Source organism: Hymenobacter sp. HDW8 (assembly GCF_011305775.1).
GTDB classification, from domain to species: Bacteria; Bacteroidota; Bacteroidia; order Cytophagales; family Hymenobacteraceae; genus Hymenobacter; species Hymenobacter radiodurans.
In genome coordinates, this window is record NZ_CP049907.1 from 3999156 (window position 1) to 4015099 (window position 15944).

At 54.6% G+C, this 15944-nt stretch carries 13 protein-coding genes and 1 tRNA gene; 3 read left to right on the top strand and 11 right to left on the bottom strand.

Annotated features, from left to right (window positions below; translation table 11 throughout):
• Positions 1-10 precede the first annotated feature (10 nt).
• The 8 genes from G7064_RS17115 to G7064_RS17150 form a co-directional block, all read right to left on the bottom strand.
• Positions 11-1546, bottom strand: coding sequence for a TolC family protein (locus G7064_RS17115; RefSeq protein WP_166074535.1), 1536 nt, complete (start codon positions 1544-1546; stop codon positions 11-13).
• Positions 1543-2931, bottom strand: a complete 1389-nt coding sequence (locus tag G7064_RS17120; protein WP_166074536.1) for an HlyD family secretion protein — start codon at positions 2929-2931, stop codon at positions 1543-1545. Before G7064_RS17120 ends, G7064_RS17115 begins: the two co-directional genes overlap by 4 nt.
• Positions 2924-3940 carry an ABC transporter ATP-binding protein gene (locus tag G7064_RS17125; protein WP_166074537.1) on the bottom strand — a complete coding sequence of 339 codons (1017 nt, stop codon included), beginning with the start codon at positions 3938-3940 and terminating at the stop codon, positions 2924-2926. Before G7064_RS17125 ends, G7064_RS17120 begins: the two co-directional genes overlap by 8 nt.
• A gap of 186 nt (positions 3941-4126) precedes the next feature.
• The gene (locus G7064_RS17130; protein ID WP_166074538.1) at positions 4127-5140 is read right to left on the bottom strand and encodes an MBL fold metallo-hydrolase; all 1014 of its coding nucleotides are present in this window, start codon (positions 5138-5140) and stop codon (positions 4127-4129) included.
• Between the two features lie 121 nt (positions 5141-5261).
• On the bottom strand, positions 5262-5840 hold the full coding sequence (locus G7064_RS17135) for a hypothetical protein (protein ID WP_240935554.1): 579 nt from the start codon (positions 5838-5840) through the stop codon (positions 5262-5264).
• A gap of 121 nt (positions 5841-5961) precedes the next feature.
• Positions 5962-7194 (bottom strand): MFS transporter, encoded by a 1233-nt coding sequence (locus tag G7064_RS17140; protein WP_166074539.1) that lies wholly within the window; start codon positions 7192-7194, stop codon positions 5962-5964.
• A 14-nt stretch (positions 7195-7208) separates the two neighbouring features.
• Positions 7209-9029: a M61 family metallopeptidase gene (locus G7064_RS17145; protein ID WP_240935555.1), complete on the bottom strand. Its 1821-nt coding sequence runs from the start codon at positions 9027-9029 to the stop codon at positions 7209-7211.
• Between the two features lie 429 nt (positions 9030-9458).
• A complete protein-coding gene (locus G7064_RS17150) occupies positions 9459-9887 on the bottom strand; it encodes a hypothetical protein (RefSeq protein ID WP_166074540.1) in 429 nt (142 codons plus the stop codon).
• 122 nt (positions 9888-10009) lie between these two features.
• On the opposite strand from G7064_RS17150, the gene G7064_RS17155 reads away from it, so the two are divergent.
• The 3 genes from G7064_RS17155 to G7064_RS17165 all read left to right on the top strand — a co-directional run bounded on the left by G7064_RS17155 (position 10010) and on the right by G7064_RS17165 (position 11807).
• The gene (locus G7064_RS17155) at positions 10010-10729 is read left to right on the top strand and encodes a phosphatase PAP2 family protein (RefSeq protein ID WP_133273688.1); all 720 of its coding nucleotides are present in this window, start codon (positions 10010-10012) and stop codon (positions 10727-10729) included.
• Positions 10730-10848: 119 nt separating this feature from the next.
• Positions 10849-10930, top strand: a tRNA-Leu gene (locus G7064_RS17160).
• A 190-nt stretch (positions 10931-11120) separates the two neighbouring features.
• Complete coding sequence (locus tag G7064_RS17165) at positions 11121-11807, top strand: phosphatase PAP2 family protein (protein ID WP_166074542.1); 687 nt, start codon at positions 11121-11123, stop codon at positions 11805-11807.
• 22 nt (positions 11808-11829) lie between these two features.
• Here G7064_RS17165 and G7064_RS17170 read toward each other — a convergent pair whose 3' ends face one another.
• The 3 genes from G7064_RS17170 to G7064_RS17180 all read right to left on the bottom strand — a co-directional run bounded on the left by G7064_RS17170 (position 11830) and on the right by G7064_RS17180 (position 15796).
• The gene (locus G7064_RS17170; protein ID WP_133273686.1) at positions 11830-14157 is read right to left on the bottom strand and encodes a GAF domain-containing protein; all 2328 of its coding nucleotides are present in this window, start codon (positions 14155-14157) and stop codon (positions 11830-11832) included.
• Between the two features lie 126 nt (positions 14158-14283).
• The gene (locus G7064_RS17175; protein ID WP_166074543.1) at positions 14284-14880 is read right to left on the bottom strand and encodes a hypothetical protein; all 597 of its coding nucleotides are present in this window, start codon (positions 14878-14880) and stop codon (positions 14284-14286) included.
• 265 nt (positions 14881-15145) lie between these two features.
• Positions 15146-15796: a hypothetical protein gene (locus G7064_RS17180; protein ID WP_166074544.1), complete on the bottom strand. Its 651-nt coding sequence runs from the start codon at positions 15794-15796 to the stop codon at positions 15146-15148.
• Positions 15797-15944 lie beyond the last annotated feature (148 nt).

Here is a 15944-nt window from a genome sequence, read left to right on the forward strand (position 1 = left end):
TATAATCAGCTTACTCCAGGCCTGTCAGGCGGGTACCGGCATAGTAATATAGCTCGGCCAACGATTTTTCATAGTTAGCCCGCATACTTTCCTGCTTGATGCGCAGGTCAATTAGCTTGGTTTCCCGGCTGTTAATGAGGAAGATAGTGCTTTCGCCCAAGTCGTACTTTTCCAGCTCAGCCTGTAGTAGGGTGCGCTGATTGGCGATAGTGAGCGCCTGAACCGTGAGTTGACGTTCGTAGGCCCTAAGCGTGTTGTAGGCAGCCGTAAGTTGGTTGAGAATAGTGCGCTGGCTTTGCTGCTGTTCCAGCACCGTCTCCTGTACCTGAAAGCGCACCTGCTGAAGCTGGCCGCGCTGCTGCCGCAGGAACAGCGGAAATGCGAAGTCTACTCCCAGCTTATAATTATTGCGGCCAAAGTCGTACGTGGGGGGCAATTCTGTGCGGTAAAAGTCGCCTTGGCTTAGCAGCGTGCCGCTCACGTTGATGCGGGGTTTCAGCAACTCGCGCCGGTAGCGTTCCTCTATACCCAGCTGCCGGATTTCGGCCCCCAATCGGATCAGCGTTGGATGCTGCTTTGCCGCTTGATCGGTGAGCCGGCTAAACTCCTGAGCGCTTACCCCGTCGCGGCGAGCGGGCTGTGGCACAGCGCGGTCGGGAAGCTCCACGGGCTGCGCATTCTGGTTCCAGAGATGGTTGGAGAGCACAAGACGGGCGTTTTGCAGTTCCAGCTGCAACCGTTCGGCCTCTACAAGCCGGTCTTGAGCAATAATGCGGGCCTCCACGGAATCAATAGGAGCCTCGTCGCCCAGGTCTACTTTGCGGCTAATGGCCAGGAAGCGAGTTTCAGCCAAATCCAGGCCTTCTTGAATGAGCGCCGCCTGCTGATAAGCGTAATACCAGCTCCAGTAATCTTTGGCCACTTGGAGCCACACTTCGTTGATTTTCTTTACGCGGTCGGCCTCGGCGGCTGTCACCAAGATGCGTGCCTGCCGCAGGGTGCTGCGTCGGGCATCAATCAATAAGCCTTGTCCTAATGGTACCGACAAACCAACTCCCGCCAGCCCCGCTACCGGAGTCTTCGTTTCGGGGTTGACGTACGTGCCTACGTACCGGTCGTAGCCGGCTGTCAGGTCGATGCCGCCGGGCCACAGTGGCACCGTGAGCTCGTTAGCCCATTTATTATAATATTCAGTACCGCCAAATACCTTACGATTGAAGCCTGCGCCCAGCTGCGGATCGAAGCCCCCGCGAGCTTCCAGTACTTCTGCCTGCGCCTTAGCACTCAGGAGCGCCGCCTGCTTCACAATGGGATGATGCGCAAATACTATTTCGGCTAAGTCCTGAAGCGAAAATACTTGCGCAGTATCAACGAGTTGCGGCTCAGCTAGTAGTTTGCTTTGGCTTGGGAGTGGCTGTGAGACCGGCAACTGCTGAGCCACCGCTTGCACGATAATAGTGGGCCACGCTACGATGAGCACAATCAGGAACCGAAAAAAGCCCCCCAACAAGCCATATACTCGGTTCGAACAGGTAGAAGACCTCATGACGAACTTACCATTTCGTCGGGTGGTCCCTGAGTAGGTGTAATGTTTTTTGGCTCAGCTTGCAGGCTGGGAGGAAACCCGTTGAGCTGCCGCCAGATTTCGTACCACACCGGCACCGAATCCAGAATTACCCAACCGTATACGCCTGACCCAATTCGCAGCTGCTGGGGCCAAGCGTGGTCTTTTTGGCGCGTTCGGGAGGGGCGAATGAGGAGCCGGTAACGGCCATCGGTGTTGCTGACTACGTCGATTACTGCCACTTCGCCCCCAAACGTGCCAACTGCCACGGAGGGCCAGCCCGAAAATTGAATTGCGGGCCACCCGTCGAACTGTATCCTGGTCTGCCGGCCCCGCTGAATGAGCGGTACATCCATGGCTCGCACATACAACTCAGCCGCTAGCACAGGGGCTTCGGGCTGGAGAGTAGCAATAGATTCTCCCTGCTTAATAGTTTCACCGATGCCCGCTTTGAGCGTACGCACAACATAGCCGGTTTGGGGAGCACGCACGATGTAGAGCCCGCGTCGCACTTCCACGTTGCTGATGCGGTTGCGCAAGGCCGCTACTTCGCCCTCCGAGCTAGCCCGGCTAGACACGGCCGAGCTTCGGTCGGACTGCGTCTTGGCTAATGTTTCCTGGTACTTCGCTCGAATCTCCGCCAGCTCGATGCGCGAATTACTGAACGATTGGCGGGTATTCAGCAGCTTGTTGCGCTGGGCTACCACTTTGGCCAAATCCTCCTGAAGCTTTAAGCGCCGCGTCTCAATATCAGTGAGAGAAAATAGCCCATTCTTAAACCCTTCCTCGTAGCGTGCCAGCCGATTTTGGGCAATCTGGTAGAAGTTGGTGACAGCCACCAAATCGGCGCTGTCGATGGTAACGGTGTTGCGAGCCTGCTGCACCCGGTTTCCAGCGGCGGCTAGCTGCACGGTCAGGCCGGTTTGGAGAGCTTCGATTTGCTGGTTAGAGGCAGCAATCTGGGCGGCACTAGCGGCCACGTTGCCGCGCTTGGCAGCCAGCTGCTCGCGTAGGCGCTCTGGTAGGTTAGGATCGAAGTATTCGTCCTGAATTTCGGAGATTGTCAACAACGTATCCCCCTTGTTTACAAGCTCTCCTTCGCGCACGGCCCAGCGCTCAATGCGGCCCGCAATGGCATTCTGTACCGTTTGGGGGCGGTCTTGGGGTGTGAGGGCGGTGAGGCGGCCGGTACCCTGAATGGTCTGGCGCCAGGGCAGAAACAGGACAATTACAAAAGCAATACCTATAACGAGTAAGACGTGGCCCAGGCGGCGCCCGCTTTTAGGGTCGAGCAGTTCCTGCCGAGTAGTAAGAGAAAACTCTTCCCACGCCTTCCGGGAGATGTTCTGTTTGGATACATTAAGCATGCGTTTCCGTCGTAGCGTTGTCGAGTAAGGGTAAATCGGTTACGCCCGCAAGCTTTTCCACGCCAGTCAGCATGTCGAAGATGGTACCGATACTGGTGACCAGCTTCTCAATAGCATTGCTGACTTGCACAATGATGACCTCAGCGGCTACAAACTGCCCTAGACTCATTTGCCGCGACACCACGAACAGCGTGCCGGCGATGAGTAGCCCTCCTATGAGGATAGTGCGCAGGAAAATCGCGTAGCCGAAATAGTATTTCAGCACCTTGAAATGGCCGTTGCGGGAGCGCAGATACTCGGCAGTCAGCTCGTCGGTGCGCATGATGGCCGCTCGTTGCTGCTCCTTATTATGGCGAAACTCCGGCAGCCGGCTAGCTACCTGTTCCAGCCAATCGACCACTTCGTACTTATGAGCCGATTCCTGAATGCTCGTGCGTAGTGCCCGCCGGTAGTGCATAACGTAAATCAGCACCAGCATCAGGATGGTGAACAGCCCAAAAGCAATAAAGATGGGGTGGTAAAAAGACAGAACGAGCAGCCCGAAGACTATCTGAAAGGCGCCAAATATTAAGTCGATCAGCAGCTTACTTAGTCCTTTTTGAACCGTCAGAATGTCAAAAAAGCGGTTGACAAGTTCTGGTGGGTTTTGACCATTCAAGGACTCGGGCTGAATGCGCGGCAGGCGATACGCAAACTCCAGGGCTGCTTTAGCAAATAAGCGCTGCTCAATAGCTTCCACCATTGTCATCTGGCCAATTAACAGAATGCCGCCTAGCAATAAGCCCAGCACAACCACGCCAATCAGAATGTACGTGGAGCCAAAGATGGCGCCCGTCGAGACGAGGTTGAAAACGGCCTGGGTTCCGAGCGGCAGCGTAAGGCTAATCAGGCCGGTGATAATGGCATAAATAAGAATAAAGCGAATAGTCTTACGTTCAGAATCCAGCATGCCGGTCAGGCGCTGCCAAGGAGTTGGGGGAGGGGCTAAGCTGGGGGAACGTGACGCCATGTACTAGAAGAGTGAAAAAGATCGGGCCGGTGAGATGAATGCAATCCGCGAAAAACCGCATTCTGGCCACGATATAGTGGGTCGTGCCCTACTGACGCACTCAACTCACTAGGCCGTAGCTGGTGCGCGTTAGCTCCACACAACAGTCACGCAGTCGTATCTGTTTTCGCCGCTTGTGCAGATCTGCTATTCCCAGTCCTGCCAGTGCATAATTTCGCCTACGGCCGGGGCATGCAACTCGCCCCGCAGCATTTGGCCGTTGGCTACTTCTTGGAGGGTGCGTAGGGGCTCAGAGGCAGGCTCATCGGAGAGGTCGAAGGTGCCGTAGTGCATAGGAACAACGTGGCCAGCGCGCAGAATATTGGCGGCTTTTGCGGCCTCGTGCGGGTCCATGTGGCTGAGCTGCATCATAAAGGATGGCTTGTAGGCCCCGATAGGCATTATGCAGACATCAAGGGGGCCAAATTGCTTTTCTATCAACTCAAAATGGTCGCCGAAGCCACTGTCGCCGCAGAAGTAGAGCAGCCTGTCTGCCACGCGCAACATAAAGCTGCCCCAAAGTATGTGGTTCATATCTGTAAGGCCGCGGCGGTGCCAATGCGAGGCGGGCAAGTAGGTAATTTCTAGCCCAGAATTGCCCCCCAGATTATATTGCTGCCACCAACCCGCTTCCTGCACTGACACGTTAGGAGCCATGCCGCGCAATAGTTTGGTCATATTAAGCGGAGCGAGCACCTGCATGTTGGGGTTCTGCCGGGCTATTGTCTTGATAGAAGCCTCATCCAGATGGTCGCGGTGACCGTGGGAAAGGAGCAGGTAGTCAATGCCCTTGATGTCTTCGGGGCGACAAGGCAGCGCGTGTCGGTGACGCAGCCCCAAAGACGAGTACAGCACTGGGTCGAAAAGCAGCGTGATGCCCGCTACCCGCCACAGAAAGGTGGCGTGACCCAGCCACACCAGCATGTCATCGGAGGAGGTGAAAGCATCGGCGCACGGCACAACGGCAGGCGCCCACGTGTCCGCTTTTTTCTCGGCTTTTTGCGGGTTCTCGGTTAGCTGCCAGCGGATTACGTTGCTGAATTTGGGCTCATACAGTACTTCGCCGTTGCAGAATTCGCTACCAATCATCTTGTTGCCAGGATAATTGGGGCGAATGGTTTTCAGGTTCTCATTGCGACGATACGTAGTGTGAGCGGCCATAAAAGGCGAAATAGAAGTTGAAAGCGACGTAGAAAGGTAAACAAACAACCCGTTCAGAAAGCTAAAAAAGCCCCCAACCGTGGCTGGGGGGCTTTTTTAGCTTTCTGAATAGTGCAAAGGGCTACCAGCCATACGGATAGCCGGGGCCCATACCAAGGCCGGGCGTTGCACCCGTTGAGTAGCGCACGCCACCCGAAACGGAAATGTTTTCCGTGATTTTGTAGTCGGCGCGCATATTGAAGCCCGAACCCATGTTACCGCCACTAAAGCCGCGAATGCCGGGTGCGGGGGGCAAATTTGAGAAATCGCGCCAAGCGGTGCCGGTCAGCGACACGCGCGGACTCAGCGCATATTCGGCGCCCGCCTGCACTAGGTAATGATTGGTAACCATCGGCGTTGTAGCCAGGAGGTTATCGGAGGAGCGGGCATAAACCGAGCCCGGCAACACGCGCAGATAGGTGAGGCCGGTAAACAAACGCAGACGGTTATTCACTTGGTAGCTGGCCGTAGGACTGAGGTAGGTAGCGGAGCCAAAACGCCCCGCAAACGTAGCACCAGCACTCAGATTGTAAGAAACCCGCGAGCGGAGCAAGCTAGGCGTTGTTGGGACAACGTCTGCGTCAGTAGAAGTTTGGGCCAACACGTTGCCTGTAAGGAAAAGGCAGGCTCCGATAAGGAAAGCAGATACTTTAGATAGCATAGGTCGAAACAAGAAACGCAAATCTGGAAAGCAGCTTCAAGGTACGAAGCCGCAAACTATCAGACCCTACTTAGGCCGAATTGGTTGCTCTTTCCAGCAAAGAAAAGCCCTTGGTTGTGCTTTAGATTGACGGCTGAGTTACGGGGCCCAACGCTGCTCCCCGGCGTGCCTGCCACGCCACGGCCGCTAGGCACAGCGCAAACCAAGCCCACGGCAGCCGCAAATCCAGCACCGATAAACCAGCGAATACCAACGTGGTTGCGAAGCTGGCCAACCCCTGCAACGCCTGATTCAGGCCAAAAACTTCGCCCCGGTTTGCCTCCGTGGTGCGTTGGGCTAGTAGGCCTTCCAGCAAGCCCTGAATGAGGGAAAAGGTCATGCAATCCAGCGTGACAAGCACGTATAGGCCCACCCGCGACGATCCAATAAGTCCGTAGGCCGCTAGCACCGGCACGCCCAGCGCCGCCAACCAGAAAATAGCCCTTTGTTGATTGATGCGGTCGGCAAAGTAGGTATAGAATACATAGTTAAGCCCAATGCTTAACGTGCCGAAGAACATAAAGAAGTAGGAGATTTCTTGCGCATTCATCTGTTGCTCGCCTAAGCTCACAAAAGGCACGAAGTAGAAATAATATCCCGTACTCAGCGTGAGCGCCACTTGCATGAGTACAATGCGGCGCAGGTCGCCACTGGGGGTATCGTTGGCGCGCAGCCGGGCCCAGAGCGTCAAGGGGTTCAGACCGCGGCTTAGCTCGGCGCGCAACTCGGCCCCGCGCACGGGTGAGCGCTGGCGGTGAGTTTCGGGAAGAAGAAAGCTAAGCACCACATTCACCGCGGCCAAACTCACCGCCAAAGCTGCCACATAGGTTGCTTCCTCGGCTGGGGGCACGTCCAGGGCGGTTAGGAGCAGGCCCGAGGCCATAGGGCCCAGCACGAAGCCCAAAGAAATAATTGCCCCCTCAATGCCCAGGTTTTTGAACAGGTCGTCTTTGTTCGAAATATCGGTAATGGCGGAGCGGATGGTGGAATACATGCCGTTGGTGAGGCCATCGCTCAGCCGATTGACGAAGTACAGGCCCGTGCGCACCGGCAACAGCAAAGCCGTGGCCAGCAAGGTTCCTGCCGCCGACAAAATCAGAATGGGACGGCGGCCGTAGCCATCGGAAAGGCGGCCCAGGAGCGGGGCTGAAAACAGCTGTACTCCCAGAAACAACCCCGTACCCAACGACAGCCACAGCTGCGGCTGCGGCAACGCGCGCACATACTCTGGCAGAATCGGTCCGATAGCCGAGCCCACAATCACATCGAGCAGAATAACCGCGTAAATAAGCGCAAGACGGGAGTTTTGAATCAAAACAGGAAGCCTCTCTACTTTACCTTACTGCCCAGCCATGCCGCCCGAAACGCCAGTTGCTCGGGCGTAGCCATGGGGGCTGGTGCCACTTCCACCGCTGGTACCTCAGCCAGTGTCACTTGTACGGTGCGCACGCCGGTGCGAGTGCGTACCTCTACGGGTACCACGTCACCAGGCTTGTGCTTTTTAAGTAGTTTCTGCATTTCCTCCCGATCCTTAAGCTTCTTGCCGTCGAGCTTTAGTAGTACGTCTTCCCGATCAATGCCGGCTATGTAAAGCGGACTGCCGACTAAAGTGCTGCCGTTGATTGTGGCGCCCTGGGGGGCAAAAGTTAGGTCTACAAACCCCAAAGAGGATTGGCCGGGACGAGCGCGGCGTACCAGTAAGCCAGCCGGAGCCAATAGCTCTTCATACTTGGGTAGTTCGTGGCCAGTAATATGACTGCGGAAAAACTGTCCGGCAAAAGCCGTGTCGCGGGCAACCTCGCCCAAAATACGTTGCAAATCAGGGAGCGTGTAGGGGCGCTGGGGGGCAAAATTCTGCTGTGCTTTACCATGTTGCTGCCATATAGCACGCATGTAAGTGTCCAGATCGGTCTTATAGTTCTGGCGCAACATTAGGTCGAGCGCCAGCGCATTGGCTCCTCCAATGGTATAATAAGAGAGATAGGTATTCACGCGGTTATTCGGGTCGATGGCCGCCGCTGCATCCACGAAAGGCGCCTGCTGACTCATCTGCACCGGCGAGTACAAACGGGCACCTGGCGAATTTACCATGCTATTGACAATGGTCGTCAGCTCCTGCATGTACTGCGTCTCTGTCAGAACGCCGGCGCGGCGCAACAGCAAATCGCCGTAATACATCGTAAATCCTTCCGCGAACCACAGCGCCTCACTCTGATTAGCGCGGTCGAACTCAAACGGCTCCAGCGACTTAGGCCGAATGCGCTCCACATTCCAGGCATGAAAAAACTCGTGCGATACGGTGCCGAGGTTGTCAATTGCCTGTTGGCCGCGCAACGGGCGGGAACTGGTGAGAGAGGTGGAGTTGCGATGCTCCATACCGTCGCCGCTGGTTTGGGGGAAGTAGTTGGCAATGAAGGTATAACGACCGTAATCGAAAGCCGGCAACTCACCAAAAACAGCGCTGGCCTCGCGCACAATCTTCTTCGTCTGGTCGGCGTAGGAATCCAGTTCAGCGGCCGTGCCCTCATGTAGCACCGCCAGCTCAATGGTTTTGCCTTGCTCTTGCCACGTGCGCACCTGCTGAGCACCCAAGGAAGTGGGCGAGTCCATGAGGTATTGCAGGTGGGGGGCAAAATACGTGTTGGCGGCTGCTTCGGGACGCAGTTGAGTGGCTACCTGCCAGCCGGTAGGCAAGTCGAACCGCACTTGGGCAGGGCGCTCTTCGAGGCCGCGAGCGTAAGCCAACGTAGCAGGAATATTCAGGTGGGCGTGGCGCTCGTCGATGCCCGCGTAGGTGCCATCGGTACGGTCGCCGAAAAGCGTGTAGCTGAAGCGCACGGTGCCGTCGTGGCCGGCAACGTCCCAGCCCGATGGATCAGGGCGCGTGATGGTTAAGGCTTTGCCTTTGGAATCGGTGGCTTTTACGGCGTACACGTTCTTGGCAAACTCATGCAAGGCATAGCGGCCCGGTGAGCTGCGCGCCATCCGAACTTGTAACGAACCGGGTTTTAGATCGGAAAAAACCACCGTCACTTGCGCTTCGTGGTGCACTGCGTTCGGAAAAGCCACAGTGTATTGCACCGGCGTTTGGGCAAGCGTGGCACTGGAAATAGCGAGAATAGCGAGGAGGGAAGTAGCAATTTTCCGCATAGGAACAGGTGTGAATAGGACGGTTGGAAAGGTAAAAATGGGTGAATTTTCAGACCCTTTAGCGGAATATATATTTCACCATCCAGCCAAAAAGCCCCCCAATGCGCAAACTCTGCCCAAACGAGCTTTTTAGATCAAAAGGCAAAGTGAATTTTTTAGCAACGAGCCATTATTGAGGAAACAGGAAAGCAGCTGCCTCTATCATCCCACCAAAAAATTGCTCCCGACTTATTCGGCTCAGCCCTAGCCGCGCCAACTCCTCTGGCCATGGCGGCAGACGCCGAGCCTTAAGTTTGGCTGTAAGGCGAAAAAACGTGTACATGACCTTCAGGAGCACGCGTTGCCACAATACCTTTGGGGGACAAAAATCAGCCACCAGCCATGTCGCGCCGGGCTTACAAACTGCTTGCAAACGCTGGAGCAGCTGCCTCAGATCAGGAAGAGTAAATAAATCGAGCAGAAAAAACGTGAGTAGTGCGTCGAACTGGGCGTCGGGGGCAAATCTGCCTCTGTACCGAGCTGAAACTCAACCTGCGCAGCCTGAGCAGGCGCTTGTTGCACCAACAATACCTGCGACTTGCGCAGCATCACCGCCGAGGCTTCTAGGTACAGAATGCGCGCCGTGGGCCGCTGCTTTAGCGTTTCGAGTAATACCCAGCCCGTACCGCCACCCACAATCAGGATGTACGGCGCGACGGGGGGCAAATGTGCTAATGCCGCTTGCTGTGCCCGCTGCAAAGCCGAGCCAAACACCAGGCGGGCCAGCGGATCGTAGAAGGCCGCCACAAAGTCGAAAGAGCCGGATCTGCGTTCGATAAGTACCGCGTTTGACGTGGATGGTGTAGTTATTGAAAGCAAGCGGCGGCAGCTTCAACAACCGCTTTTAACCAAGGAACTGATACCCAACGCTTCCTTACCTGCATTGCGTAAACATACCAAAGTTTGCAGCGTACTCACTTCAGCACCCGTAGTTACCTTTTATGACGAATACGTTGCGCCGCATATTGGCGGGCTTGTTATTATTCATCACCGAATTTGCCATTACGCTCACCTTAGGAGTTGTGGGCGTACTATTCTTTTTGGCTGTCAGTCGAGAGGTATTCGACCAGGACGCGGCTCATTTTGATGCGCAGGCATTTCGCTGGGCTCGTAATCTGCTAGGGCCCGAGCGGCAGGTGTGGGTCGAAACTATCACGTTTCTGGCCTCCCGCAATTTCATTACCGCGGTAGCATTAGCCCTGATTGGCTGGTTTCTGCTGCGTCGCCGCCATCGGTGGTACTCGCTTCTGGTTCCAGTCGTCGCGCTCGGTAGCATTTCCCTCAATCTGGTACTCAAAAGTTTCTACAATCGGCCGCGGCCGTTGCTGCCGCTTACCTCCGCGTCCGGGCTAAGCTTTCCCAGCGGCCACGCCATGATCAGTGCTTCCTTCTATGGTCTGCTGATTTATCTGGTATATACCCACGTGCGCCGCCCCATCTGGCGCTGGCTTCTGATTACTCTGCTGGGCTCCTTAATTCTGCTCATTGGCCTAACGCGCGTGTATCTGCGGGTGCACTACGCCACCGACGTGCTGGCTGGCTTCACCGCTGGCATAGTCTGGTTGCTAGTCGCAATTCCAGTGCTGCGGCGTCTTGAAATCCAGACAAAAAAACGTCTTGCTCGCCGCTTGCAATCCCTTGAAGAACAGCCTGCAAGCTAAGCTAGGAGCTTGTTGGGTAGAAATTTTTGAGAAAAGAATTGTCGAAAAGCCTCGGCTGCTCCTATCTTTGCAGCGTTAAAAGACACCTCCAATCAGGAAAGTGCCAGTTAACTAATGCTGCGCTTGTGGCGAAATTGGTAGACGCGCTGTCTTCAGGCGGCAGTTCCGCAAGGTGTGGGAGTTCGAGTCTCCCCGAGCGCACAACAAAAAAAGCTGACCCTCATGGGTCAGCTTTTTTTGTTTTTGGGCCAGCAAAAAGCCCCCCAGAATTCGATTTTGGGCCTTGCAGTACAAGACTCACGCTTAAGACCTAAACGCTAAAAAGCTGGTTTGCTCATTCTTCAGAGGAAAGATTGATGAGAAGAAAACAGTTGAAGCGCTATTTTCCGGTATGAAAACCCTCACCACCAAACTCCTGAAGCTTTTAGGGCTGCTAACAGTAGAGATTGTGCTGGTGAGTGTGCTGTTTCTGGCAGCGTTTGTGGTGTTTTTTTACCTGACACGTATCGTCTTTGAGCAGCAGTCGGGGGCACTCGATGAAGCTGCCTTCCAATGGATGGATGCCCATCGAGCCCAGTGGCCCGCACTCACGCCGTGGATCCGCGGAATTACGTTTTTTGCTTCAGCGCCATTTCTGGTGGCTGCTGCCATTCTGCTGCCAGCAGGCCTAGCCCTGCGCAACCACCGTCGCGAAGGGTTGGAAGTGTTTTGGGCTATTGCGGGTGCGGCACTACTTAATCAATTACTAAAAACCCATTTCCACCGTCTGCGCCCCGATACTGCCTTGTTGCAGCAGTATGGTCTGAGCTTTCCCAGCGGCCACGCCATGATTGGGTTAGCACTATATGGCTGTTTGGCCTGGCTGCTGTGGCGTCATCGCCGCCACCCGGCCTGGGCGGCGCTACTATTTCTGTGGGCCTTTCTGATTGGCATGAGCCGGGTGTATCTGCACGTGCACTACTTTACGGATGTGCTGGCAGGTTTCGCGGCAGGTTTGGCGTGGCTCATTCTGCTGCGGGCAGGCTTACACCTATGGTGGCGCGAGAAAGCCATATTAGATGAAGAAGTGACTGACTGAATTCACTTCTTCATCTAATCATTTAGCCGAGCTTCACTTTCACTCGAAGCGCCAGCAGACCCTTTACGCCCTGCAATTCTTCCAACTCTAACTCTTCTACTTCCGGCTCCAAAAGGCCGCGGTCTTGCAAATAATCAAGGTACTCCAGATACTCATCAGCTTCGCGCTGCTGCGCGTAAACGAGGGCAATATAGCCTGGCTGCGTTAGTCGCTCGCCAGTGCCCAATACAGTGGCTTTGTCAATCCGCTTCTTGATAATCTCATAGCGGATGTTGTAGGCGCCATCCACGTCAAACTGCCGCTCATCGAGGCGAAAGCGGATGTTAAGCGGCTGACCATGAATAAGAATCAGCTGGGTGGTTTCTAGTGGCACCGGTAGCTGATCCCGAAGCGCGGTAGTCCGGCGAGTAATTTCTATCATTACCAGCAATTGCCACAGGCGCAAATTTTTTAGGAAAACCAGGTCAAAAGGCTTGTTCTCTACCAGCGAAGCACCCACGTAAATGTTGTGCTCTACGCCGTCAGTTTTGAGGCGCTGGAAGTAGTGGGGAAACATTTCCTGCGCCTTTTCCTCTTCCTCATCAAGGTAGTCGCTTACGGTATCATTGAGTAACGTTACGCTTTGCTCAAACTCCTTGCGGCGCTTATACAGAATACCCAGATCAGGGTCCATGTTAGACCAATAATTGGCAATGACAGGCCGCAAATCGGGAGTATTCTGAGACAAATAATCGAACAGGGGCTCTACTTCCGTCTTCAGCGACTCGAAAATGCTTACTTCATCACCGGTCAAAATACCTTGGCGCAAGCGGCGCAGGTGCTTCGACACGTAAAACTTGAGCTCATCCAGAATAGGCAGCGCCTGAAATTCGGAGGCTTTTTTCAGCACTTTATTAGCCAAAGTAAGATGCTCGATCAGGTCACCCTGAATGGCGTCGTTGCGAGCGGTACTGCTGCTGCGAATGTCGCTGGAGCCGTGTAGCGGATACACGTCATGAAACACAATGGGCTCTATCTCAGCGTTTTTATTGCCTTCTTCCACCTTGGCCAGCAGGTTCAGGGCTGCATCGGTGAAGCGCCATTCCATGGTGGGATGGATGGCCGTGAATTTCTCTTTGATAATAGCCTGCACACGCGTCTGAATCTCTTCCGCATTGCGTTTTACGGCCACCGCGAATAGGGGCACAAACTGATTTACTTTCTCTAGGCAAAACTCGTCCAGATCGTTCACGTTCGGCGAGCCCAGTTCAAGCAAGCCCACCGTGTCGTCGCCGTACGGCAGTAGGGCCAGAATGGCGCTGCGAATGCCAATGCCCAGAATTTGCTGGCGCAAATCTTCGGGAATGTCAGCCTGCTCCACATCTTCCAGTACCAGCGGCTGGCGGTCTTGCCAAAGCTGGGAGTAAATCTGGCGGAAGCCGCTACCTGCCTCTTGGTGAGCCAGTTGTTTGGTCAGAAAGCTGTGGTTGATTTTACGGCCAAAGTCAACGAATGCCTTTTTCTTCTCATCGTAGGCCGCAATGCCTAATTGTAAAAAAGGGCGTCCGAATAGCACCCGCAGCTTTTCCTGAATCTGCTCGAGGCGGTCGGAGGCTTGCAGTACATCGCGCTCTAGCAGGTCGTACTTCAATTCTGACAGAATTTCCTGCTCCGTTACATCCGCTAGGTTCAGAATGTTAAAGCCAACTAGCTCAAAGCTGCTGGGGGGCAAAAGCTCCTGCCATAGGTCGGTGCGGTGCAGGTTGTGCGTCAGCGTATCGAGTTGCGCCGACGTTAGCGCGGGCCGCTCGCCAAGCAGGCGAACATCCAGAAAGGTAGAGTCAAAATCGACACTGTAGTGCCGATACAGGCCGATGTTATAATCGGGGACAGTAAACGTGATGGAGCCCGTGATAGGTAGCTGTACGCCGTATATCTTATCCAGAATCAGGGCATAAGCCATTCGCGCCATGTAAACTTCCATGGTGCGCGCATCCACATTCAGGGGCTGCTTGATGTTCTGCTGCGGATTGAGGAGCACTTCCGCAAAGCGCGGCGTATGATAGAAGCTGTAGCGCTGGAAAGGCGGAATAACGCCGCTGATGGCTGTATGAAAAGACGCCGCCGGAATAACGGCCAGCATCAGCGTTTCCACTAAGTCGCAGTTGCACTCAATGGTAGCGTGGTCGATGATGGGGCCACGTGCCCACTCGGCGGCGGCCACCTGCTCGCCGATGGAGCGAGCCAAGAGCGCCACCCCCGGATTTGGATCGGTTTCGCGAGCGTGCCAGTACGCAATCAGCGGCTCCAGACTCAGGGTGGTGGTGAAAGGAAAGGCCGTGGCGACGTGGGGTGATAGTTCTTTCAGCATGACAAAGCGTATAACCCCAGTAATGATTAATTGATTTACAAACAGCAGCCAATTAGCACGGCCCTGTTAGTATACGCAAGATAAGTAAGTCTGAATGCCGTTAGTCACACGGTCATTACCAGTACGCTAGCGGCTAAGAACAACGGGCTTGGGCTCGGCACCTACGGCTGAGGTTACATCTATAATTGTGCCCGAAGTGCCAGGTTTTTCGGCCTTTGTCACGCGCAGCTTTTTGCCCTCGTTTTGATAGCAGGTGCAGCAGCCATCACCTACAAACTTGCCCGCCAGGCTGATGGAGTCAAGCGAGAAGTAAACCGGTTGAGGACTGATGCCGGCTGAAAAATGGCGAACGACAAATAGCTGATACTTATACGCATCAAGTTTGCGCCCCCCGCCTGCGGTGAACGGTGCGGAAGTATTGAGCACGATAGGCTCGGCGGCCAGGCTGCGCGAGCGAATAATGCGGGCGGTATCATTGGGTACTTTGGGCGCGTTTGGTGGCAGCTGTACCAACGGATCAACATATGGGTAGCGTACTAGCACGACGGTATCTACATCGGCGGCGCGGAAGCCAGTGGCGCCCAACGAGTCAGCAAGGTTAAACTGAAAATAGACAGCATCTTCCAGGGTATCGTCGCACTCGCAGGATACGCTGCCGCAGCAGGCACTTACTGCCATAGCTACCAATAGCCCCAGCATCCAAGTAAATAAGTTACGCCTCATAGCCGGTAAAGATAAGTAGCTGCGCCGAGGATAGCAGGAGAAAAGCCCCCAGCGCAACCGCTTAACGAACATCGCTGTGAGAAAGTCTGCTAACTTCTTCAGAGGCTCTTAACTTGGCTCATTGTGTACTTTGGGCGCGACGCTACCGGTTATAATCTAGCCTGGCTTGTCTGGACAAAGGGGAGTAGCCGCCATTGTTTGAGGCATCAGCCGCTTCAGGATATTTCATAAAAAAGCCCCCCAGTAACGTTGCTGGGGGCTTTTTTTAGTTTGGGCTCGTGGCTACGGTCTGGCCCATGATAACTTCGACGGGACCACGATTTGCGAATTCAGTTTTCAGGGCGGCAGCGTCTACTTCTAGTTGGGGCCGAATCTGGTCGAGTGCATGGCGAAGCGCTATTATATCGGCTAGGCGGGGAGCGTCGCTCTGGGAATATCCGTGGTACATCGCCACCCGCACCGACGATTGGCCCGTGCCGGCATACGTGCCCAGCAATTCGCCATGCGCATCATAGAGTTGCACTTCGGCTCTCACCCGACTGCAATACCAGCCCAGCGGCACGCCCAGCATAGAAGGCGTAAGCAAGGTCATCATCTGAAAAACCTGCACGGCCCTCCTTGGGCGAGACACCGACGCTTCCATTATTTGAAGCTTCACGTAGCCAAACTTGGTACTGTCATCAGCATCAATGATGTTTTGATTCAGCTCTTGCTCAAACATCTTGCGCGCATCGTCATACTCGGTGGCCTCCGATACCATGAGTAGACTATTGTCAACATCGACCTGCAGAGCTGGCAAGCGGCTGGTAAGGCTGGCTGGCGTGGCTTTAAACAAAACTTTATCCGCCGATTTGCAGCCTGCCAGGATAATTCCTGACAATAGAAAGAAAGCTAAGTACCGTAGAGTGTGTCTCATAAGCGTTGTCATTCAGAGCGATAAGCGCATGGCTATATCAAAAATAAGACAACTTTAGCACCGAATATGAAGCGTTATATACGGTTATTCAATAAATAGTACATTTAATTGATTAAATACCAGATTGCCTATGTATACGGTAGGCTAA

Bases quoted from the DNA above. Each gene is read 5' to 3' on its own strand.
- G7064_RS17115 (WP_166074535.1), bottom strand. From the start codon at position 1,546: ATGAGGTCTTCTACCTGTTCGAACCGAGTATATGGCTTGTTGGGGGGC.
- G7064_RS17120 (WP_166074536.1), bottom strand. From the start codon at position 2,931: ATGCTTAATGTATCCAAACAGAACATCTCCCGGAAGGCGTGGGAAGAG.
- G7064_RS17125 (WP_166074537.1), bottom strand. From the start codon at position 3,940: ATGGCGTCACGTTCCCCCAGCTTAGCCCCTCCCCCAACTCCTTGGCAG.
- G7064_RS17130 (WP_166074538.1), bottom strand. From the start codon at position 5,140: ATGGCCGCTCACACTACGTATCGTCGCAATGAGAACCTGAAAACCATT.
- G7064_RS17135 (WP_240935554.1), bottom strand. From the start codon at position 5,840: ATGCTATCTAAAGTATCTGCTTTCCTTATCGGAGCCTGCCTTTTCCTT.
- G7064_RS17145 (WP_240935555.1), bottom strand. From the start codon at position 9,029: ATGCGGAAAATTGCTACTTCCCTCCTCGCTATTCTCGCTATTTCCAGT.
- G7064_RS17155 (WP_133273688.1), top strand. From the start codon at position 10,010: ATGACGAATACGTTGCGCCGCATATTGGCGGGCTTGTTATTATTCATC.
- G7064_RS17165 (WP_166074542.1), top strand. From the start codon at position 11,121: ATGAAAACCCTCACCACCAAACTCCTGAAGCTTTTAGGGCTGCTAACA.
- G7064_RS17170 (WP_133273686.1), bottom strand. From the start codon at position 14,157: ATGCTGAAAGAACTATCACCCCACGTCGCCACGGCCTTTCCTTTCACC.
- G7064_RS17175 (WP_166074543.1), bottom strand. From the start codon at position 14,880: ATGAGGCGTAACTTATTTACTTGGATGCTGGGGCTATTGGTAGCTATG.
- G7064_RS17180 (WP_166074544.1), bottom strand. From the start codon at position 15,796: ATGAGACACACTCTACGGTACTTAGCTTTCTTTCTATTGTCAGGAATT.